This is a genomic window from Agrobacterium vitis (assembly GCF_014926405.1).
Classification (GTDB): Bacteria; Pseudomonadota; Alphaproteobacteria; order Rhizobiales; family Rhizobiaceae; genus Allorhizobium; species Allorhizobium vitis_H.
On the sequence record NZ_JACXXJ020000005.1, the window covers coordinates 3,249,648 to 3,269,348 of the forward strand.

Genomic DNA, 19,701 nt, shown 5'->3' on the forward strand with positions numbered 1-19,701 from the left:
TCAGAGCCCCATTCCCAGAATCTTGCCGACCGTGAAGATGTCCTTGTCGCCGCGCCCACAGAGGTTCATCAGGATGATCTCGTCCTTGCCCATTTTGGGAGCGCGCTTCATCACCTCGGCCAGGGCGTGGCTGGGCTCCAGCGCCGGAATAATACCTTCGGTGCGGGTTAAAAGCTGGAAAGCCTCCAGCGCTTCGGTATCCATGATCGGCACATATTCCACCCGGCCGATATCCTTCAACCAGGAATGTTCCGGACCGATACCCGGATAATCAAGCCCGGCCGAAATCGAATGGCCATCCTTGATCTGCCCGTCGCTGTCTTGCAGCAAATAGGTGCGGTTGCCATGCAGGACGCCAGGGGTGCCAGCAGTCAGCGAGGCGCAATGCTCATTGCCATCCAGCCCTTTGCCACCAGCTTCGACGCCAATCATCCGTACGCTCTCATCATCGAGGAACGGATGGAACAGGCCGATAGCGTTGGACCCACCACCGACAGCAGCCACCAGCATATCCGGCAGGCGGCCTTCGGCAGCCATCATCTGATCGCGGGATTCCTTGCCGATCACCGACTGGAACTCGCGGACCATTTCCGGATAGGGATGCGGACCGGCAGCCGTGCCGATCATGTAATAGGTATCATCGACATTGGTGACCCAGTCGCGCAGGGCCTCGTTCATCGCATCCTTCAAGGTGCCATGCCCTGAACTCACCGGGCGGACTTCCGCGCCGAGCAGCTTCATGCGGAAGACGTTCGGCGCCTGGCGCTCCACATCGGTGGCGCCCATATAGACGATGCAGGGCAGGCCGAAGCGGGCTGCGACAGTGGCCGAGGCCACGCCGTGCTGACCGGCACCGGTCTCGGCGATGATCCGGGTCTTGCCCATGCGCTTGGCCAGCAGGATCTGGCCGAGACAATTGTTGATCTTGTGCGAACCGGTATGGTTCAACTCGTCGCGCTTGAAATAGATCTTGGCACCACCAAGCTCCGCCGTCAGCCGCTCGGCAAAATAGAGCGGGCTCGGACGCCCGGTATAATGGGTGTTGAGGTGATCGAGTTCAGCCTTGAAGCTGGGGTCGGTCTTGGCATTTTCCCACTCCGCCTGCAGATCCAGGATCAGCGGCATCAAGGTTTCGGCCACGAAGCGGCCTCCGAAAATGCCGAAACGGCCATCTTCATCCGGCCCGGACCGGAAGGAATTCGGAATTGGGTTCTGGTTCACTGTACACTCCCTGAAACCGGCGCTGTGGCCGTTGCCAGCCTGACGGCGGCGAAGAACTGATCCATCCGTTCGAGATCCTTGACGCCCGGCGCGCTTTCGACGCCGGAAGACACATCCAGGCCTCGCGCTGCCGTCTCGGCAAGAGCTTGCCCGACATTGTCCTTGTTGAGCCCACCCGAAAGCATGTAATCGACGTCTGCGTCAAGATCGCGCAGCAGACGCCAATCGAAGGTGACACCATTGCCGCCCGGCAGATCGGAGCCTTCAGGCGCCTTGGCATCCAGCAGAAAACGGTCTGCTATCCCTATATAGGCATCGATCTGCAAAAGATCAGCGGGTTCGCGGATGGAAAACACTTTCATGACAGGAAGGCCGTAGAGCGCCTTGATGGTCAGCACCTGTTCCGGACTTTCATGGCCATGCAATTGCAGAATATCCGGCTTCAGCAGATAGACGATATCATCAAGGTCATCGGTATCCGCATCGACGGTGACGGCAACGATCTTCGCCCTGCCCCGCGCCTTTTCGGCAATGCGTCCGGCGATATCGGGTTCGATATGTCTTGGACTTTTCTCAAAGAAGATGAAGCCGACATGGGTGGCCCCCAGGCTGACAGCCTTTTCGACGGCTTCCTCGGTCTTCAATCCGCAAATTTTGACATCAGGTTTCATGTCAGCGAAGTGACATGAAATCGGCTCGGAGTCGAGCCAAATCAGTCAAAATCGAGGGCATGCAGTTCCGATCCATGCCGCTTGAGCCAGCTCTTGGCCTCGTCCATGCCGGGGCACAGACGTTTGCAAAGCGCCCAGAACTGCGGGCCATGGTTCATTTCCTTCAAATGCGCCACCTCATGGGCGGCAAGGTAATCGATCACCGAGGGTGGCGCCATGACGATGCGCCAGGAAAAGCTTAAATTCCCCTCCCAGGAGCAAGAGCCCCAACGGCTTCGGGTGTCCTTCAGCGCCAGGCTCTTTGACGGTTTTCCAAGTCGCCCGGTATGGATGGCGACCAGCCGCTCAAGATCAAGCCGCGCTTCCTTTTTCAGAAAAGCCGACAGCCGACGACCGGCGTGTTCCGGCAGGCCGCTGATGCGGATCACCGGTTCGCCATTTTCCATCTGCACCTGGGTCACGCCGCGCAGCTGGCCGGTATGCTCGATACGATGCGCAACGCCGCGCAGTGAAATCACGCCCCCTGCCCTGACTTTCGTATCATCGGAAAAGCGGGCTAACTTGTTTTCCAGCCAGCCACGATGCCGCTCGATAAAATCGTTGACGTCGCCTTGGCGCACCCCTTTGGGAATGGTCATTTTCAGGCCCCGACCACCGGGCTCGATCCGCAGGGTGATGCGGGTGGCGCGCAGGTTTTCGCGAATGGCAAGCGGCACAGGTCGGCCAGCCACCAACAGCTCACGGCTCTCTGGCACTTTCGGCTTTTTTGCCACTCTGGTCGGGCTTCGCAAAAACAAGGGAAACATCCGGGTCTTTTACCTGATTCGCTCCAGTCATGGCCTTATATCCCTTATCGAGAGCCATAAAAAAGGCCGAGATCCAAAAGGATCTCGGCCTTTGCAAAATCACATGATGGTCAGTCCGGAGTGAAGGTCTGGACATCGCTGCCACGATCATCGCGGCGGTTGGCATTGCGCTGGTTCATGAAGCGGTTGAATTCATCCTGATCCTTGGCGCGCTGCAATTCCAGGACATAGGCCTCGAATTCTTCACGCATTTCTTCAAGCTTGCGGCGTTCCTGCTCGATACGCTCCAGCTCGGCGACACGCCATTCATCGAAGGCGAGGTTACCACTGGAGGCGCTAAAGCGGTTGCGATTACGTGACCGGCGGCTGCCGCAGCATTTTGAAAACATGGCGTCCATAGCCTCATTTGCGTTCCGTTTCGATGTGCGGAAGCGATCGCCCCATAAAATATAGGCAAGCATGGCAAGGCCAAGCGGCCAGAAGATCACGAAGCCGAGCACCATCATGGCAATCGTCGCAGGCGTCCAGCCCGGACGCAGCAATGCTGATTGGTTCATTCCATTATCCTCGTTGTGTCCGACAAGCACCATGCGACCGGACATATTCGAGATGGGAATGGCGGATACAACCTTCAAGCGTGCGTCGTTTTCAATTTGCTAAAGCACTCGAAGAATTCGGGAAATTCGATTTCCCCTTAGGTCGATTTTCCACCCTTGATGACGCGCTTTACCATCGTTGCCCGCTTTACAGCCGAGGTCGGTTGATTGGAATGCTGCTTGGCAAAAGCAACGATACGCGGTGCGATCTCGCGACGGAACCGAGACCCTGTGAAGACGCCATAATGGCCGACATCCGGCTGCATGTAATGCATGCGCTTGTCATCGGCGAGATTGGTGCAGAGCGTTTGTGCCGCCTTTGTCTGGCCGACGCCGGAAATATCGTCGTTCTCCCCTTCGACCGTCAAAAGAGCCACATTGCGGATGGCGCCGCAATCGACCGGTTTGCCACGATGCATCAGCTCGCCCTTCGGCAGGGAATGCCGCATGAACACGGCTTCCACCGTTTGCAGATAGAACTCAGCCGTCAGGTCCATGACCGACAGATATTCATCATAGAATTCCCGGTGCTTTTCGGCGGAATCGCCGTTGTTCTTCACCAGATGCACATAGAAATCTTTCTGGGCAATCATATGCCGATCAAGATTCATCGACATGAATCCTGAAAGCTGAAGGAAGCCCGGATAGACGGGCCGCAGGAAGCCCGGCTGTGGCCAAGGAACGTTCATGATGACGTTTTCCTCAAACCACTCAATCGGCTTGTTCTTCGCCAGCTCATTAACGGCTGTCGGATTGATGCGCGTATCGATCGGGCCACCCATCAATGTCATGGAGGATGGCACGAATTCATCGTTTTCCGCCTCCATGCGGGCCACGGCAGCCAGGACGGGAACGGAGGGCTGGCAGACGGCGACGAGATTGGTGTTTGGGCCGAGATGATGCAGGATCTCGATCACGTAATCGACATAGTCATCGAAGTCGAAAGTTCCGTCCGTCATCGGCACCATGCGGGCATCGATCCAGTCGGTAATATAAACATCGGCACTCGGCAGCAAGGCCTCGACCGTGCCGCGCAGCAAGGTGGCGTAATGGCCTGACATCGGCGCGACGATCAGGATTTTTGGGTCGTTACTCCGGGGCTGGGTCAGGCTCCGGTTGAAATGAATGAGATTGCAGAACGGCTTGGACCACGTGACTTCCTCAGTGATCTTCACAGGCGATCCGTCGACCACCGTGGTCGGAAGACCGAATTCGGGCTTGCCATAGCGCCGCGTGTTGCGCTCGATCACCTCGAAGCCTGCGGCCATTGTCCGGCCGATAACGGTGTGAGTCAGCGGGTTCAGCGGATTGCGGAAGGCTAGACGCATGGCATCTGCCGTGGCACGCAAAGGAGCCATGGCTGCGTGATTCATTTCATACAGTTGATAAAACATCGATGCGATCCGCCTCTTCCCTGTTGTCACTCATCCAAAGCTAAACTGGACCAGTCGAGCCAAGGTTCCGGCCAGAGTTCAAAGGGGTAAAGAAATTGCTTAACCCCCACCACTATCGACCATTGACCAGATAGTATGCACAGAAACCTTTATACTTCATAGATTTTATTGCGCGAATCCGTCCATGGGATTTCACACCTTGACAAAGGAGTGATGGAGCTTTCCGGTGCGTTTCGGCCTTGGTTGCCACACCTTGCCGGTTGCGGCCACACACCCTATGTGCCGCGAAGAGGTTTGGTCAGGTGTTTCGCAACTCTGCCGTAAAATCAGTGACAATGTCTCGGGATACATATGCTGATCGCAATGATGCGACCCCTGTGCCACCTTGTTTCGAGACTCCCACATTTTTGAGGTTTGATAATGACAAGCAGCAATCATCGTAACGCCACCCATGACATTCACCCGATCTTCCTGGATCGCTGGTCGCCCCGTGCCTTCACAGGCGAGACCATGAGCAAAACCGAATTGCTGACTATTCTTGAAGCGGCTCATTGGGCGCCGTCGGCTTTTAACTACCAGCCCTGGCGCTTCGTCTATGCCTTGAAGGGCGACGATCATTTTGATGCCCTGCTGGGCGCCTTGATCGAATTCAACCAAGGCTGGGCCAAGAATGCCTCCGCTCTGGTTTTCGTCATTTCCGATACGCTGAGCCGCTCTCCCGACGGCTCCGCGCCGAAGCCTTCGCGCAGCCACAGCTTCGATGCTGGCGCCGCCTGGGGTTATCTGGCACTTCAGGCCATCCATTCCGGCTTCCATGCCCATGGCATGACCGGCGTGGATTTCGACAAGGCTGCCAATGTGCTTGGTGTTCCCTCCGATTTCCATATCGAAGCCGCCGTTGCCATTGGCAAGCTGGGGGATAAATCGATCCTGCCGGAAGGCTTGCAGGCGAAGGAAGTGCCCAATGACCGCAAACCACTGGAAACCGTGGTTTTTGAGGGTAAATTCAAGGCCTGAACGGCTATTCGGAAGGGTCAGTGAAATGATCCTTCTCTTGTGGCACCGTCCACCAAAGGCAGCCTGTGCGGTGCTGTAAGGCCGAATGTTTCACGTGAGTCACGAAAAAGGCCGTGCTTTTTTACAAAGCACGGCCTTTTTATTTTACTACCTGTGAGGTCCGTCAAATGTCCAGATTGGCGACATTCAGGGCGTTTTCCTGGATGAAATCGCGACGCGGCTCCACTTCATCGCCCATAAGGCGGGAGAACAGGCTGTCAGCATCGGTGGCGTCATTGACCCGGACCTGCAACAGTGAGCGCACATTCGGATCGAGCGTGGTTTCCCACAGCTGCTCGGCGTTCATCTCGCCAAGACCCTTATAGCGCTGCATGGATAGGCCCTTGCGACCGAAGGAGAACACGGCATCCAGCAGGTTGCGCGGACCGGAAATGGTCTGCTGACCATCCTTGCGGGTCAGGACTGGCGGTTGGCCATAGATATCGTTCAAGCGGGTGGCGAGCTGGTCGATATGGCGGGCGTCTGACGAACCAATCAGCGCCACATCCAGCGCCGCCACTTCCTTGACACCACGCACCATGCGCTCGAAGCGCAGGCCGCCCTCTTCGGTCACGAAGCCTTCCCAGCCCCGTTCGGTTTCCTCGGCAATCAGGTCGAGACGCTTGGCGACTTCCGCCGCCGTCTGCTCGGCCCGTTCGCGGTTGGCGGTCAGTTCGTGATTCAATGCACCGACGACGGCGGCCTGTTCCACGACATTGCGATTGTAGCGCGAATGCAATCCATCGATCAGGCTGCGAAGACGTAGCGCGTCCTGCACCACTTCGCGCAGATCCTGTCCAGCGCGCACTTCGCCGCTGCCGAGCTTCAGCGAAGCATCGTCCAGGCCCATGCCGATCAGATATTCTTCCAGCGCCTTTTCATCCTTCAGATACTGAATGGATTTGCCGCGTGTGACCTTATAGAGCGGCGGCTGGGCGATATAGAGATGGCCGCGCTCGATCAGTTCCGGCATCTGGCGGAAGAAGAAGGTCAGAAGCAATGTGCGAATATGCGCGCCGTCGACGTCAGCATCGGTCATGATGATGATTTTGTGATAGCGCAACTTGTCGGCATTGAACTCGTCTTTGCCGATGGACGTGCCAAGCGCGGTAATCAGCGTGCCGATTTCCTGGCTGGACAGCATCTTGTCGAAACGGGCGCGTTCCACATTAAGGATCTTACCGCGCAGTGGCAGGATCGCCTGGCGCTCACGCGAGCGGCCTTGCTTGGCAGAACCACCAGCAGAGTCACCCTCGACCAGGAAAAGTTCGGATTTGGCCGGATCACGTTCGGAGCAGTCGGCGAGCTTGCCGGGCAGCGAGGCGATATCCAAGGCGCCTTTGCGGCGGGTCAGCTCGCGGGCTTTGCGGGCGGCTTCGCGGGCAACGGCAGCTTCCACCACCTTGCCCACAAGGATCTTTGCCTCGGTCGGATGTTCCTCGAACCAGGTGCTGAGCGCTTCGTTGACCAGGCTTTCGACCACGGGCCGCACTTCCGACGAAACAAGCTTGTCCTTGGTCTGCGACGAGAATTTCGGATCAGGTACTTTGACGGACAGAACAGCCGACAGGCCTTCACGGCAGTCTTCACCCTGAAGTGTGACCTTTTCCTTCTTGGTGATGCCGGAACTGTCAGCGTAGGAGGTAATCTGGCGGGTCAGCGCGCCGCGGAACCCGGCCATATGCGTGCCGCCATCGCGCTGAGGGATGTTGTTGGTGAAGCACAGTACATTTTCATGATAGCTGTCGTTCCACCACATTGCCACTTCGACGGTAATGCCATCCTTCTCACCGCGAATGGCGACAGGATTGCTGACCAGCGGCTTTTTCGAACGGTCGAGATAACGCACAAAGGCTTCGAGGCCGCCATCATAGAGCATTTCTTCCTGGCGGATATCGGACTTGCGTTTGTCGGTCAGCAGAATGCGGACGCCGGAATTGAGGAAGGCGAGTTCGCGCAGGCGATGCTCCAGCGTTCCATAATCGAACTCGACCTGGGTAAAGGTTTCCGTGCTGGGCAGAAAGGTGATCTCCGTGCCGGAGCGGCCTTGATAATCGCCAGTCACGGCCAGCGGTGCATCGGCAACACCGTGGGTGAAGCTCATTTCATGAACCTTGCCATGGCGGCGGATCTTCATGGAAAGCTTGACGGACAGCGCATTGACCACAGAGACGCCAACGCCGTGCAGACCGCCGGAGACCTTGTAGGAATTCTGGTCGAACTTACCGCCAGCATGAAGCTGGGTCATGATCACTTCGGCCGCCGAAATGCCTTCACCGGTATGGATGTCGGTGGGAATACCACGACCGTTGTCGGTCACAGTCACCGATCCATCCGCGTTCAACGTCACCGTGACAATATCGGCATGACCGGCAAGTGCCTCGTCAATGGCGTTATCGACGACTTCATAGACCATATGATGCAGGCCGGACCCATCATCCGTATCACCGATATACATGCCGGGACGTTTGCGGACAGCATCGAGGCCTTTCAGCACCTTGATGGAGTCAGCACCATAGGCAGTGCTGGCGGCATTTGCTTCATCGGTTGTTTCAGTCATTCAGCGATCTTTCCAGTGTCATAAGCAATATGCGTGGCCGCAACAAAAATTATGGCGAATCACACACGTTGGCACTTTCCGACTATAGGGATTTTGCGGCGACTTCCAAATCGCAGCTATGAAATTCAGCAGGCTTCCACGGGATTTCCAGGGTTTTGACGGTCCCGCTCGCTTCTGCTGAGGAGTGCGTTGAGATCTTCTATCACATCGGGCGACAAGGTGCGAATCATCCCTGCAAGCCGGTTGGCAAAAGCGGTATGGGCAGCAGGCAGACCAGCGGTATCCAGCGTCACCCTGGGATGGGAAAGGCCCGCTATTGCAAACAGGTCATCGGCCTCATCCCAGATGATGTTGAAATAGCCGGCGATGCGTTGCAAGAGATCGAAACTCGGCTTGCCGCGCCGTCCGTGTTCGAGCGCCGACAGATAGGCCGGTGTCACACCAATCGCCTTGGCCATGTCCTTCTGGCTCACTCCCTTGCGCTCCCGAAGCCCGCGCACCGCATCGCCGAAGGGAGTCATTGTCCATCCCCGCCAAATCGCTCTCCGCCCTGGCGCGCCAAGCGGACATAAAGCGCGCCCTCCCCGCCGTGATGAGGAGCCGCTGGCTCATGGGAAGAAATCAGGTAACGGAACTCCGGCTTGGAAAACCACAGCGGCACCGCCCGTTTCAAGGCGCCTTCACTGCCCATCGAGCTGCCTTTGCCGGTGATGATCAAGACGTGGCGAAGTCCACGCTCATGGGCGCGCACCAGAAATTCCAACAGGATCGCATGGGCCTCGCTCTGGAACAATCCGTGCAGGTCGATGCGGGCTTCCAGCTTGAGCTTGCCGCGCGACAGCTTGCGCTTGACAGGACGCTCCAGCGGATGGTGGAGACCGGATGGCTTCTTCGGCTCAGGCTTTGCGGCGGAACTCTCGAGCGAGGCGCGCATGGCGGCAAGGCCGGGTTCCAACACTTTTGACGCTTCCAATTCCGTCAAGGCGTCTTCAAAGGCGGTCAACTCTTCCAGGCGACCGGCCATGGGTCGGGTGGTGCGCGCCACCTTGCCCCACAAAATCCGATCTTCCGTACTGATCCTGTCCCTGCCCGCCATCAACCAAACCTCGACTCGACCCTTTTAGCGGCCTGTTTCGGGATCAGGATATAGAAATCCGCGTCATTGCGCACCGCCCCAGCGAGATTTCCTGCTTCATCGCCAGAGCCGGTAAAGATGTCACCGCGCGCCGGTCCGACAATCGCCGACCCCGTATCAAGCGCCAGCATCAATCGCGCAAAAGGCTTGCCGCTATCCAAACCCGTCGGATCTTGGGACGTCAGGGTTTGGGAATGAATGAAAAACGGAAAGCCGAATGTATGGATCGTCCGGTCCACCGCCAGGGATCGACCCGCCACCAGCGGCACTTTCGCCGCCGCAATCGGGCCGCGTAACAGGTCACCAACTTCGGCTTCTCGGAAAAAGATATAGGACCGATTATACCACAACACGTCATCGACCTGATCGGGATGAGACGCGAGCCAGGCGCGGATCGCTTGCATCGACATCGCCTCGGGAGGAATTTCACCGCGCTTTAGCAGCAATCCGCCGATACCGGAAAAAGGATGACCCGCCTTGGCGGCATAGGTAATCCGCCCAACCCGCCCACCGGCATAACGCAGCCGTGCGGCACCCTGGACATGGACGAAAAACACATCGACTTTCGATTTCGCCCAGGCAATTTCCAGCCCGCGTCCCTGCAGAAAGCCCTGGTCGATGGCCTGACGATCCGGATAGTAGGTCACGCCGTCATCGATCTTGCGTCCAAACACATAGGACGGATCGATGTTTCCAGGCCGGTTTTGATCGTCAAGATCAATCAAATCGTCAGGTCTGCGGTAAAACGGAAAGCGGTAGAGATCGTCAGGATGATCGGAAACCTCGATGTCGGGCTCATAAAAAGCCGTAACGAAACCCGGCTTCCCATCCGTGCGCGCTATACGAAAAACCTGGCATTCGACTTCCAGCAGGTGCCGCAATGCGTCGCCATCTGCTCGTGGCAATGCCGCTGCCTTTTCAAGCAGCGGCACAAGGTCCTGTGCGGTCAAGCCCAACTGGCCGGGCCGGTAAGGCTTGACCGTGGTGAGATAATCCAGGCAATCGGCCATGGCCGGCAAAAGCGCCGAGGGATCATCCGCGTCCCAACCGGGGAGTTGGTCGAAACCAACAGGCTCCAGCCGAAACTTCGTCGCTTCACCACTCATTGGTCGGATTCGGTGGCGATCAGCTTCCAGTTCGGATCGCGTGAGCGCGTGTCGCGAGCAAAGGTCCAGATATCGTTGACATCGCCAACCGATTCCGCGTCGCCCTCTATCACCGCGCCTTGACTGTCATAAGTGGCGGAAATCAACTGGCTGACCAGCCGCACGGTGATCTGGACTTCCTGGCCCCGGACTTCGGCACCAGTAATTTCCGCCTTGTCGATACCGACAAAAGTGGACTTCATCACTTCACCGCGCTGTTCGCGCTCGGTAATCGCCGCATCGAAACCCTCATAGACCTCACGCGACAGCAGATCCTTCAAACTCTTCCTGTCGCCAGTTGCAAAGGCCGTGACAATCATTTCGTAGGCCATGCGCGCACCGTTGAGGAATTCCTTCGGCACAAAGCTCGGATCAACCTCTACGACCTGGCGCAATTGCTGGTTCAGCGGGGTGCCAACCGGGGCATAGGCGTCGATTGCCGTCTGGCGTTCCTCGCCATCGGCCTCTTCGCGTCGCGGTAAAGTGACGACCCGCGCATCTTCCGCTGCTGGAGATGTGGCGTCCGGACGTCCAGCGAAAGGATCTTTCGGTGGCTTTTCATTGCCAGTGCGACGTCCCAATACGCTACGCAGCTGCCAGAAAATCAAGACCGCAGCCACCAGAAAGAAGAGAGTCACAAAATCATTAGAACCCATTGCCACCGCACCGCTGTTTAATTTGAAGCTTTCTCACTCCATATAGTCTGCCTGGATGCTGCATTCAAATAGCCGATGCCACTTCTTTAGGTTCACACGATAATCGTTTAAAGGAAACCAAATGCGACTGACCGCCCTTTTCCTGTTGCTACTGCCTTTGATGGAGATCGCGGGCTTTGTCCTGGTCGGGCAATGGCTGGGTGTTCTGCCCACGCTGGCGCTGGTGATCGGCTCCAGTCTGCTCGGCCTCCTGGTGCTCCGCAGCCAGGGGATCAGCCTCGCCCAGCGCCTGCGCCGTCCACGTTCGGGCGATCCGGAACGAGCGGCCAAAGGCGTCCTGAGTGGCACGGCACAGATGTTCGGCGGACTATTGCTGATATTGCCGGGATTTATCACGGATATTCTTGGCCTGCTGCTCCTGGTGCCAATGGTGCGCTCTGCGCTTTGGAAGATCATCAGCCCAAGACTTGTCTTCGTGCAGCGCGACGGGCGGGGACCTGGCTGGCAACAGCGGCCAGGCGGACCGTCGTCATCAGGACCAGGCCCGGCAAAAGCGGAGGACATCATCGATCTCGATGAAAAGGATTATCAAAGGCATAATCCCAACGGCTCCTCTCCCTGGACCCGGTTGCCAGGGGATGAGGGCAAGGGATGAGTGCCAATGGGTGAGCGCCAGGGGCGAAAGGCTTGTAAGGCCCACCTTGAAATGATAGATGGCCTCGAACCATAAAAGCCTTGAGGAACCCCAATGGCCAATGAAAACAGCAATGGGGCGGAGAGCCCGTCCCTGAATATCCTTGCACAATATATCAAGGATCTGTCCTTCGAAAATCCGGGTGCGCCGCGCTCGCTCCAGGCCCGGGACAAGGCCCCTTCGATCAATATCAACGTCAATGTCAACGCCAACCCGCTGTCGGATAATGATTTCGACGTGGTCCTGTCGCTGACCGCCGAAGCGCGTGATGACGATAAAGTGGTTTTTGCAGCCGAACTGGTTTATGGCGGCGTCTTCCGCATCACCGGGTTCCCGCAGGAACATATGCTGCCGGTGCTGTTCATCGAATGCCCACGCCTGCTCTTCCCGTTTGCACGCCAGATCATCGCCGATGCCACGCGCAATGGCGGTTTCCCGCCGCTGATGATCGATCCTATCGATTTTGCGCAGATGTTTGCACAGCGCTTTGCCGAAGAGCAGGGTCGGGTCAACTGATCCTTGCGTTATCCCGCTGTTTATCTCAGCACAAAAAAGCCCGGTCGAACCGGGCTTTTTTTATGACTAATAAGGCAATGACGATTATTCGACTTGATTATAATGCGCCCAGATCGCTTTCTGGCCGAGCCGCTTGACCAGGGCTGCATGGCGCTCCTGTTCGGCCTCGGTTAGACGCGGCGCCAGTGTTTTCGGACGGGCGGCAATTTCCACCGTCACATTGCTATCCTGAGTGCGGGATCGCTTGTCACTGTTTCCCGACTGCTCAAGACCGAAGGTCGCCTGGCGACCGCCCAGCATTTCGATATAGACTTCAGCCAGAAGTTCGGAATCGAGCAAGGCGCCATGCTTGGTGCGATGAGAATTGTCGATACCGTAGCGTCGGCAAAGCGCATCGAGCGAGTTTGGACCCATCGGGTGTTTGCGCCGTGCCAGAGACAGGGTATCGACGACATGCTCCGGCCCGACCGGCGGGCGACCCAACCGCTCAAACTCGGCATTGATAAATCCCATGTCGAATGTGGCATTATGCGCCACCCATTTTGCGCCATCGAAAAAAGCGACCAGATCCTCGACAATATCGGCGAAGACGGGTTTATCCTTCAAAAACTCCGGTGTAATGCCGTGAACCGCCAAGGCATCCGGGTGAATGGCCCGGTCGGCAGGATTGATATAGACATGAAAACTGCGACCGGTCGGGAAATGATTGAACAATTCGATGCCACCGATTTCAATCACCCGGTCCAGCTTGCTTTCCAGTCCGGTGGTTTCCGTATCGAAAACGATTTCCCGCATTATTGCTCCATTGTCAGGTTTTGTGTTTGGATTCGGCTGCTGGCAGATCGCTATTCCAGACGCCACGCCATTTTCCGACGAAAACTCTGGTGGTTTAATTTTAGGTTTCCCCACGAAGGGTGGAAACAATGGCTTTTACCTGGGTCTGTGCGACCTTAAGGCCTTGTCCGGTTTCGATCACAAAATCCGCACGGGCCCGCTTTTCGGCATCCGGCATCTGCCGCGACAAAACCAGCGCAAGTTTTTCTTCGCTCCAGCCTGGTCGCGCCAGAACCCTACGCCTTTGTGTATCGGCATCGCAACTGACGACAACGACCTTATCAAGCCGTTTTTCTCCGCCGGTTTCAAACAGCAGCGGAATATCGAAAACAACCAGATCGGCGCCCGCCAATTCCTGATCTTCCAGAAAGTCCTGCTGCTTGTCACGCACCAGTGGGTGAACGATTGCCTCGAGCTGCTTAAGTTTACCCGGATTCTGAGCCAGAGTCCGACTGAGAATTTCCCGATCCACAACGCCAGAAATAACCGCTTCGGGAAACACCGCGCCGATCGGAGCGACCGCATCACCCCGGTATAAGTCATGCACGGCCGCATCCGCATCATAGACCGGCACACCTTCCTGGCGAAAAAAATCTGACGTCGTTGTCTTGCCCATGCCAATAGAGCCCGTGAGGCCGATGCGGATCATGGCTGCTTCTCCAGATCGGCAATCAACAACTGGCGTAACTCATCCGTCACCTGTGGCCGGACGCCGAACCATTTTTCAAATCCGGGTACCGCCTGATGCAAAAGCATACCCAGACCATCCACCGTGGCAAAGCCCGCCGCCCTCGCCTGCCGCAGCAGACCGGTTTCCAGCGGCGTGTAGACGATATCCGTTACCAAAGCGCCAGGAGAAAGCTTGTCCCAGTCGATTTGTGGAACATCTTCGCCATTCATGCCGAGAGAGGTGGTGTTGACCAAGAGGTCCGCGCCCTGCAAAACCTCCTGCAACTCGTCCCTCCCATGCGCATGGACGGCAGTGCCAAAATGATCCGCCAGATCCTGGGCTCGCGCCAGCGTCCGATTGACAACATGAATGGGGTCCAATCCCCGATCGAGTAACCCCTGAATGATCGCCCGACTGGCACCACCCGCCCCAAGAACGACAGCCTTGCGCGCCTTGTCCCAGCCTGCATGGCCCTGATCAAGATTGGCCAGAAAACCGTAAACATCGGTATTGGTGGCGTGAATAAGACCATTTTCAAGCCAAAGCGTATTGGCAGCCCCAAGCTGCTTTGCCACAACGTCCGGGACATCCGCTATCTGAAAGGCCGCCTCTTTATGCGGAATGGTAATGTTACCACCCCGATAGCGGGTCTTGCCTGACTTCATTCGGGCGAAGAAATCCGCGATGTCTGCAGGGTCGATCTCCAGTTTATCATAGCGACCTATGAGACCGTGCTGTTGAAGCCAATAGCTGTGAATGATCGGCGACCGTGAATGCTTGATTGGATAGCCGGCAACAAAGGCGCCCGTCAGAAATGTTTCACGTGAATCATGCATGCACAATATCCAATTCGCGTAGTTTCTCCATCAAAGGCAAGAGCGGCACACCGACGATGGTAAAATAGTCCCCGACGATATCCGAAAACAACTGCACGCCCAAGCCTTCGATCTGGTAGCCACCAACGCTTTTCAGGATCGCCCCGCCTGCCCGATCGAGATAATCGTCCAGAAACGTCTCACTGAACATCCGCATCGTCATGCGGGCCTGGGAGACATGCCGCCAGATCACTTCACCCTGTTTCGCCAGCGCCAGCGCGCTATAAAGCACATGGGTTTCACCCCGCAGGCTGAGCAATTGGTCACGAGCGGAGCTGAGATCCTTCGGTTTATGATAGATCCGTTCGCCCAGAGCCAAAACCTGATCGCCGCCGATCACAAGACCATCCGGCGCCTGTCGGCTCACGGCCAAAGCCTTTTCGCAGGAAAGCACCTGAGCCAGCTCTTGCGGCGACACGTGCTGATGTTCGGCCCGACCTTCGATTTCGCGCTCATCGATATCCGGTGCCATGGCCGTGAAGCGCAAACCAGCCTGCTCCAGCAATTGCCGGCGGAAAGGGCTGGTCGATGCAAGAATAACGGGAATTGTCATGATTGCCTCAACTTTAAAAAACCATCCGGCATTAGCGCGGCTTGGCACGTAGCGCAATGATTGCCGCCGCTGTCTCTTCAATTGATCGCCGTGTCACATCGATCACCGGCCAATTGTGACGGGCACACAGCGAACGGGCATATTTCAATTCTTCTGCAATGCTCGCCCTGTCCGTATAATCACTTGGATCGAAACCACTGACAGTCCCCAATTCACGATGGCCGCGAACTTGTGAAATCCGATCAGACGTGGCGATCAATCCAACGATCAATGGCCCTTTTGCAGCGAGCAGCGATTCCGGTAAGGGCGAATCTGGCACGATGGGAATATTGGCGGTCTTAATGCCACGATTGGCAAGATAGATGCTGGTCGGGGTTTTCGACGTACGACTGATCCCTACCAGAACGACGTCGGCCTGATCGTAATCCTCGGCCATCTGGCCATCATCGTGATCCATCGTGTAATTCAGCGCCTCAATACGCGCAAAATAATCGGCATTCATCACATGCTGGGCGCCGACGCGCCGACGCGCCAGTGGACCAAGATAGGCCTGAAACGTCCCGATAACAGGCTCAAGCACGTTAACGCTGGGTACACCAATCTCGATACAACGACGGTCAATAAAGTCCGCCAGCTCCGGATCGACAATGGTGTAAAGCACGATGCCGGGTTCCTTATCGATCGATTGGAGCACGGCATCCGCCTGCCGGCGGTTGCGCACCAGTGGATAGACATGCTCGATTGGATTGGAATGCGGAAACTGAACCGCTGCTGCCCGTCCAGCCGAGATCAGGGTTTCTCCCGTTGAGTCAGAAATGAGGTGCAGATGAAAGAAGTTTTTTCTGTTCTCCACGCTATCCTGACCCTGCTGTTGATACACCTGTAGAAATCAGCCTCACTTTTCCCCCGGCGTTTCGCCCTGGGGATATCAGCCGGTTTTTCCACAGCACTAACCCGTTCAGCGTCGTTTTCACAGGCCCTGTGCATAAGGTGGCCGTTTTTTATCTGTTCAGCCCAAATCCCCACTCTATCCACAGGCCGAGCTATTCTTTATGCTGACCTTATCATTCTGATTATAATTGGCTTTTTATGATATGTCGGTACAATTATCCAAATTCCCCATCGTTCACTCCCCGCCGCAGGCCTTCCCGCCTTAAAACATCGTTAATCTGTGCATTGTCTTTAACCCTTGCTACTCACAGACTCTTAGAAATAGAAAAAAGAAAGATCTCTCTTTTTATAATTTGAAAGGCATGACTTTGAGCGCTGAAAACCGTAAAGTCCTGAAAGTGCTTGAAGGCCAGAGCCTTTCACCACCGCCAATCTGGCTGATGCGTCAGGCTGGCCGCTATCTTCCCGAATATCGTCAAACGCGGGCACAGGCCGGAAGTTTCCTCGATCTCTGTTATTCACCCGAACTGGCGACGGAAGTCACGCTCCAGCCAATCCGCCGTTACGCATTCGATGCTGCCATTCTGTTTTCCGACATTCTCGTCATTCCCGATGCCCTGAATCGAAACGTCACCTTCACCGAAGGCAAAGGCCCTGAAATGACGCCGATCACCGCCGATGAGATTCTGGCTTTACCCGAACAATCGGTTTTCCCGCATCTGAACCCGGTGATCGAAACAGTGTCGCGATTGCGCCAGACATTGCCGGATGAAACCACTCTGCTTGGATTTTGTGGTGCCCCCTGGACTGTGGCAACCTATATGATCGCCGGGCATGGCACACCCGACCAGGCCCCGGCCCGGCTGTTTGCCTATCGTCATCGCCAGGCTTTCCTGCGGCTTCTGGATCACCTCGCTGATCTTTCTGCCGAATATTTGCAGGCCCAGATCGATGCTGGTGCAGATGCGGTGCAAATCTTTGATTCCTGGGCTGGGGTTCTGGGCGAAGAGGAATTTGCGGATTTTTGTGTCAAGCCGGTCAAACGGATCATCGACAAACTGCGTCTCAGCCGCCCCGACGCGAAAATCATCAGTTTTGCGAAAGGGGCTGGAACACTCCTGAAGGATTACCGTCGCCGGACCGGAGCTGACGCAATTGGGCTGGATTGGAGTGTGCCTTTGTCCTTTGCCGCCGAGTTGCAAAAAGACGGACCTGTTCAGGGTAATCTCGATCCGATGCTGGCGGTTGCTGGTGGTCAGGCGATGCGTGATGGCATAGACCGGATCCTGGATCGGCTCGGGACCGGTCCGCTGATCTTCAATCTGGGCCATGGGATTACGCCACAAGCCGATCCGGAAACGGTGCGAGAGCTCGTGCAGCATGTCAGGCAAAAGGTGCAATGAGATGAGTGGCAGGCAAAGCGGAGAAACAGCTGGGAAGACCGCACGCCTGCGGGCCTTGGTGGCCCTTGCCATTTTTTGCCTGATCGTGATTGCCTTGTTTTGGGCTGGTCCCGATCAATCCTATCTCTGGATAAAGGCCTTGCATGTCATCGCGATCATCTCCTGGATGGCGGGTCTGCTCTATATGCCGCGGCTGCTGATCTACCATTTCGATGCCCCGAAGGGATCGCTCCAAGCCGAGACATTTGCGGTTATGGAGCGTCGCCTGATGAATGTTATCATGCGCCCCGCTATGGCCCTATCCTGGATTCTAGGTCTTTATCTCGCCTGGTCGGTTTTTGGACTCCAAGGCGGATGGCTGCACGCAAAACTGGCTGCGGTTGTTTGTCTCACCCTCGCTAACGAATATCTCGGCATGGCCACAAAATCCTTTGCCAAAGGCAATTATTTGAAAACCCCGCGATTTTGGCGGGCTTTCAATGAAATCCCGACAGTCCTGATGATCGTGATTGTCATTCTGGTCATTGTAAAACCCTTCTAAAGCAAGGTTCTCACTGACAAGTTGACCGAAATGTGAATGAAATTTCTGCCGCCTCTTGCGGCGCGCCCTATGAATCGCTATTTTCCCGCTACCCCTCTTCATGGCATGCATTTCTCGTATTCGCCGGTTTCGCTGGCAGAACCGAATTTATCCCCCGCACGCCTTCCCCAACAGTTTTAAATTATGGTCCCCTTCATGGCTGAAATGAAGCTACAAGAACTCAAGAGCAAATCGCCAACCGATCTGCTGGCCTTTGCGGAATCGCTTGAGGTCGAAAATGCCAGCACGATGCGCAAACAGGAATTGATGTTTGCCATTTTGAAAATGTTGGCCAGCCAGGATGTCGAAATCATTGGTGAAGGCGTTGTCGAAGTCCTGCAGGATGGTTTCGGGTTTATGCGTTCGGCCAATGCCAACTATTTGCCGGGTCCGGACGACATTTACATTTCGCCGTCTCAGATCCGTCGGTTTTCGCTGAAGACCGGCGATACCGTCGAAGGACCGATCCGCGGACCCAAGGAAGGCGAGCGCTATTTCGCGCTGCTGAAAGTCAATACGATCAATTTCGAGGATCCGGAAAAGATCCGCCATAAGGTCCACTTCGATAACCTGACGCCGCTTTACCCGAACGAGCGGTTCAAGATGGAACTGGAGATTCCTACCTCCAAGGATCTTTCCTCCCGGGTCATCGATCTGGTCGCGCCGCTTGGCAAAGGCCAACGTGGTTTGATCGTCGCGCCGCCGCGGACTGGTAAAACTGTCCTTCTCCAGAATATCGCTCATTCCATTACCGCCAACCATCCGGAATGCTATCTGATCGTTCTTCTGATCGACGAACGTCCTGAAGAAGTGACGGATATGCAGCGCTCCGTGCGGGGCGAAGTCGTTTCATCGACCTTTGACGAACCGGCCGTGCGCCACGTTCAGGTCGCGGAAATGGTCATTGAGAAGGCCAAACGGTTGGTTGAGCACGGTCGTGACGTTGTCATCCTGCTCGATTCCATTACCCGCCTTGGCCGCGCCTATAACACTGTCGTTCCGTCTTCTGGCAAGGTCCTGACGGGTGGTGTGGATGCCAATGCGCTGCAACGCCCCAAGCGCTTCTTCGGCGCAGCGCGTAATATCGAAGAAGGTGGTTCGCTGACGATTATTGCAACGGCATTGATCGATACCGGCAGCCGTATGGACGAAGTGATCTTTGAAGAGTTCAAAGGCACCGGCAATTCCGAAATTGTGCTTGACCGCAAGGTTGCCGACAAGCGTATCTTCCCGTCCATGGATATTCTGAAATCCGGAACGCGCAAAGAAGACCTGCTTGTGCCGCGTCAGGATCTGCAGAAGATCTTTGTTCTTCGCCGGATTCTTGCTCCAATGGGAACAACCGACGCTATCGAATTCCTGATCGACAAATTGAAACAGACGAAGACCAATGGCGACTTCTTCGAATCGATGAATACCTGATTGCTCTCGCTTTCTTAAGCCGG

21 protein-coding genes are annotated in these 19,701 nt (G+C 56.1%); 6 read left to right on the plus strand and 15 right to left on the minus strand.

Annotated elements, in window-relative coordinates; translation table 11 throughout:
• The 5 genes from trpB to IEI95_RS26495 form a co-directional block, all read right to left on the minus strand.
• Positions 1-1,221, minus strand: a complete 1,221-nt coding sequence (gene trpB, locus IEI95_RS26475; RefSeq protein ID WP_194417209.1) for a tryptophan synthase subunit beta — start codon at positions 1,219-1,221, stop codon at positions 1-3.
• Positions 1,218-1,892, minus strand: a complete 675-nt coding sequence (locus tag IEI95_RS26480) for a phosphoribosylanthranilate isomerase (RefSeq protein WP_156531659.1) — start codon at positions 1,890-1,892, stop codon at positions 1,218-1,220. The genes trpB and IEI95_RS26480 overlap by 4 nt, the downstream gene beginning before the upstream one ends.
• 41 nt (positions 1,893-1,933) lie before the next feature.
• Positions 1,934-2,698: a M48 family metallopeptidase gene (locus tag IEI95_RS26485; RefSeq protein WP_156531660.1), complete on the minus strand. Its 765-nt coding sequence runs from the start codon at positions 2,696-2,698 to the stop codon at positions 1,934-1,936.
• Positions 2,699-2,808: 110 nt separating this feature from the next.
• Positions 2,809-3,255 carry a DUF2852 domain-containing protein gene (locus IEI95_RS26490; protein WP_156531661.1) on the minus strand — a complete coding sequence of 149 codons (447 nt, stop codon included), beginning with the start codon at positions 3,253-3,255 and terminating at the stop codon, positions 2,809-2,811.
• A gap of 137 nt (positions 3,256-3,392) precedes the next feature.
• Positions 3,393-4,688, minus strand: a complete 1,296-nt coding sequence (locus tag IEI95_RS26495; protein ID WP_156531662.1) for a polyhydroxyalkanoate depolymerase — start codon at positions 4,686-4,688, stop codon at positions 3,393-3,395.
• Positions 4,689-5,108: 420 nt separating this feature from the next.
• Between IEI95_RS26495 and IEI95_RS26500 the strand changes: the two genes are divergently transcribed.
• On the plus strand, positions 5,109-5,705 hold the full coding sequence (locus tag IEI95_RS26500; RefSeq protein WP_156531663.1) for a nitroreductase family protein: 597 nt from the start codon (positions 5,109-5,111) through the stop codon (positions 5,703-5,705).
• Between the two features lie 163 nt (positions 5,706-5,868).
• On the opposite strand, the gene gyrB is transcribed toward IEI95_RS26500, so the two are convergent.
• The 5 genes from gyrB to IEI95_RS26525 form a co-directional block, all read right to left on the minus strand.
• Positions 5,869-8,304: a DNA topoisomerase (ATP-hydrolyzing) subunit B gene (gyrB, locus tag IEI95_RS26505; protein ID WP_070152498.1), complete on the minus strand. Its 2,436-nt coding sequence runs from the start codon at positions 8,302-8,304 to the stop codon at positions 5,869-5,871.
• 125 nt (positions 8,305-8,429) lie between these two features.
• On the minus strand, positions 8,430-8,825 hold the full coding sequence (locus IEI95_RS26510) for a helix-turn-helix domain-containing protein (RefSeq protein WP_012654509.1): 396 nt from the start codon (positions 8,823-8,825) through the stop codon (positions 8,430-8,432).
• Complete coding sequence (locus tag IEI95_RS26515; RefSeq protein ID WP_156531664.1) at positions 8,822-9,400, minus strand: Smr/MutS family protein; 579 nt, start codon at positions 9,398-9,400, stop codon at positions 8,822-8,824. The genes IEI95_RS26510 and IEI95_RS26515 overlap by 4 nt, the downstream gene beginning before the upstream one ends.
• Positions 9,400-10,545 carry a murein transglycosylase A gene (gene mltA / locus IEI95_RS26520; RefSeq protein WP_156531665.1) on the minus strand — a complete coding sequence of 382 codons (1,146 nt, stop codon included), beginning with the start codon at positions 10,543-10,545 and terminating at the stop codon, positions 9,400-9,402. The genes IEI95_RS26515 and mltA overlap by 1 nt, the downstream gene beginning before the upstream one ends.
• Positions 10,542-11,240: a Tim44/TimA family putative adaptor protein gene (locus IEI95_RS26525; protein WP_156531666.1), complete on the minus strand. Its 699-nt coding sequence runs from the start codon at positions 11,238-11,240 to the stop codon at positions 10,542-10,544. The genes mltA and IEI95_RS26525 overlap by 4 nt, the downstream gene beginning before the upstream one ends.
• A gap of 121 nt (positions 11,241-11,361) precedes the next feature.
• Between IEI95_RS26525 and IEI95_RS26530 the strand changes: the two genes are divergently transcribed.
• Together IEI95_RS26530 and secB are read left to right on the plus strand one after the other, a co-directional pair.
• Entirely contained in the window at positions 11,362-11,895 is a 534-nt protein-coding gene (locus IEI95_RS26530) for an FxsA family protein (protein ID WP_156531667.1), read from the plus strand.
• Between the two features lie 93 nt (positions 11,896-11,988).
• A complete protein-coding gene (gene secB, locus IEI95_RS26535; RefSeq protein ID WP_012654504.1) occupies positions 11,989-12,450 on the plus strand; it encodes a protein-export chaperone SecB in 462 nt (153 codons plus the stop codon).
• 84 nt (positions 12,451-12,534) lie between these two features.
• Here the strand turns inward: secB and dnaQ are convergent, their stop codons facing one another.
• From dnaQ to IEI95_RS26560, 5 genes are all read right to left on the minus strand, one after another.
• Complete coding sequence (gene dnaQ, locus IEI95_RS26540; protein WP_156531668.1) at positions 12,535-13,245, minus strand: DNA polymerase III subunit epsilon; 711 nt, start codon at positions 13,243-13,245, stop codon at positions 12,535-12,537.
• 100 nt (positions 13,246-13,345) lie between these two features.
• Complete coding sequence (gene coaE, locus IEI95_RS26545) at positions 13,346-13,933, minus strand: dephospho-CoA kinase (protein WP_156531669.1); 588 nt, start codon at positions 13,931-13,933, stop codon at positions 13,346-13,348.
• Complete coding sequence (locus IEI95_RS26550; RefSeq protein WP_156531670.1) at positions 13,930-14,790, minus strand: shikimate dehydrogenase; 861 nt, start codon at positions 14,788-14,790, stop codon at positions 13,930-13,932. The genes coaE and IEI95_RS26550 overlap by 4 nt, the downstream gene beginning before the upstream one ends.
• Positions 14,783-15,382, minus strand: a complete 600-nt coding sequence (locus IEI95_RS26555; protein ID WP_087729506.1) for a Maf family nucleotide pyrophosphatase — start codon at positions 15,380-15,382, stop codon at positions 14,783-14,785. Before IEI95_RS26555 ends, IEI95_RS26550 begins: the two co-directional genes overlap by 8 nt.
• Positions 15,383-15,413: 31 nt before the next feature.
• A complete protein-coding gene (locus IEI95_RS26560) occupies positions 15,414-16,235 on the minus strand; it encodes a pyruvate, water dikinase regulatory protein (protein ID WP_071205335.1) in 822 nt (273 codons plus the stop codon).
• A gap of 400 nt (positions 16,236-16,635) precedes the next feature.
• Here IEI95_RS26560 and hemE point away from each other — a divergent pair, with 400 nt between their 5' ends.
• From hemE to rho, 3 genes are all read left to right on the plus strand, one after another.
• A complete protein-coding gene (gene hemE / locus IEI95_RS26565; RefSeq protein WP_015917604.1) occupies positions 16,636-17,676 on the plus strand; it encodes a uroporphyrinogen decarboxylase in 1,041 nt (346 codons plus the stop codon).
• Position 17,677: 1 nt separating this feature from the next.
• Positions 17,678-18,217, plus strand: coding sequence for a protoporphyrinogen oxidase HemJ (gene hemJ / locus IEI95_RS26570; RefSeq protein ID WP_156531671.1), 540 nt, complete (start codon positions 17,678-17,680; stop codon positions 18,215-18,217).
• A gap of 195 nt (positions 18,218-18,412) precedes the next feature.
• Complete coding sequence (gene rho, locus IEI95_RS26575) at positions 18,413-19,678, plus strand: transcription termination factor Rho (RefSeq protein ID WP_015917602.1); 1,266 nt, start codon at positions 18,413-18,415, stop codon at positions 19,676-19,678.
• Positions 19,679-19,701: the final 23 nt, after the last annotated feature.

Bases quoted from the DNA above. Each gene is read 5' to 3' on its own strand.
- IEI95_RS26515 (WP_156531664.1), bottom strand. From the start codon at position 9,400: ATGGCGGGCAGGGACAGGATCAGTACGGAAGATCGGATTTTGTGGGGC.
- IEI95_RS26495 (WP_156531662.1), bottom strand. From the start codon at position 4,688: ATGTTTTATCAACTGTATGAAATGAATCACGCAGCCATGGCTCCTTTG.
- IEI95_RS26500 (WP_156531663.1), top strand. From the start codon at position 5,109: ATGACAAGCAGCAATCATCGTAACGCCACCCATGACATTCACCCGATC.
- hemJ (WP_156531671.1), top strand. From the start codon at position 17,678: ATGAGTGGCAGGCAAAGCGGAGAAACAGCTGGGAAGACCGCACGCCTG.
- gyrB (WP_070152498.1), bottom strand. From the start codon at position 8,304: ATGACTGAAACAACCGATGAAGCAAATGCCGCCAGCACTGCCTATGGT.
- mltA (WP_156531665.1), bottom strand. From the start codon at position 10,545: ATGAGTGGTGAAGCGACGAAGTTTCGGCTGGAGCCTGTTGGTTTCGAC.
- IEI95_RS26555 (WP_087729506.1), bottom strand. From the start codon at position 15,382: ATGACAATTCCCGTTATTCTTGCATCGACCAGCCCTTTCCGCCGGCAA.
- IEI95_RS26510 (WP_012654509.1), bottom strand. From the start codon at position 8,825: ATGACTCCCTTCGGCGATGCGGTGCGCGGGCTTCGGGAGCGCAAGGGA.
- IEI95_RS26490 (WP_156531661.1), bottom strand. From the start codon at position 3,255: ATGAACCAATCAGCATTGCTGCGTCCGGGCTGGACGCCTGCGACGATT.
- IEI95_RS26480 (WP_156531659.1), bottom strand. From the start codon at position 1,892: ATGAAACCTGATGTCAAAATTTGCGGATTGAAGACCGAGGAAGCCGTC.
- rho (WP_015917602.1), top strand. From the start codon at position 18,413: ATGGCTGAAATGAAGCTACAAGAACTCAAGAGCAAATCGCCAACCGAT.
- IEI95_RS26530 (WP_156531667.1), top strand. From the start codon at position 11,362: ATGCGACTGACCGCCCTTTTCCTGTTGCTACTGCCTTTGATGGAGATC.
- dnaQ (WP_156531668.1), bottom strand. From the start codon at position 13,245: ATGCGGGAAATCGTTTTCGATACGGAAACCACCGGACTGGAAAGCAAG.
- hemE (WP_015917604.1), top strand. From the start codon at position 16,636: ATGACTTTGAGCGCTGAAAACCGTAAAGTCCTGAAAGTGCTTGAAGGC.
- coaE (WP_156531669.1), bottom strand. From the start codon at position 13,933: ATGATCCGCATCGGCCTCACGGGCTCTATTGGCATGGGCAAGACAACG.
- IEI95_RS26485 (WP_156531660.1), bottom strand. From the start codon at position 2,698: ATGTTTCCCTTGTTTTTGCGAAGCCCGACCAGAGTGGCAAAAAAGCCG.
- IEI95_RS26525 (WP_156531666.1), bottom strand. From the start codon at position 11,240: ATGGGTTCTAATGATTTTGTGACTCTCTTCTTTCTGGTGGCTGCGGTC.
- secB (WP_012654504.1), top strand. From the start codon at position 11,989: ATGGCCAATGAAAACAGCAATGGGGCGGAGAGCCCGTCCCTGAATATC.
- IEI95_RS26550 (WP_156531670.1), bottom strand. From the start codon at position 14,790: ATGCATGATTCACGTGAAACATTTCTGACGGGCGCCTTTGTTGCCGGC.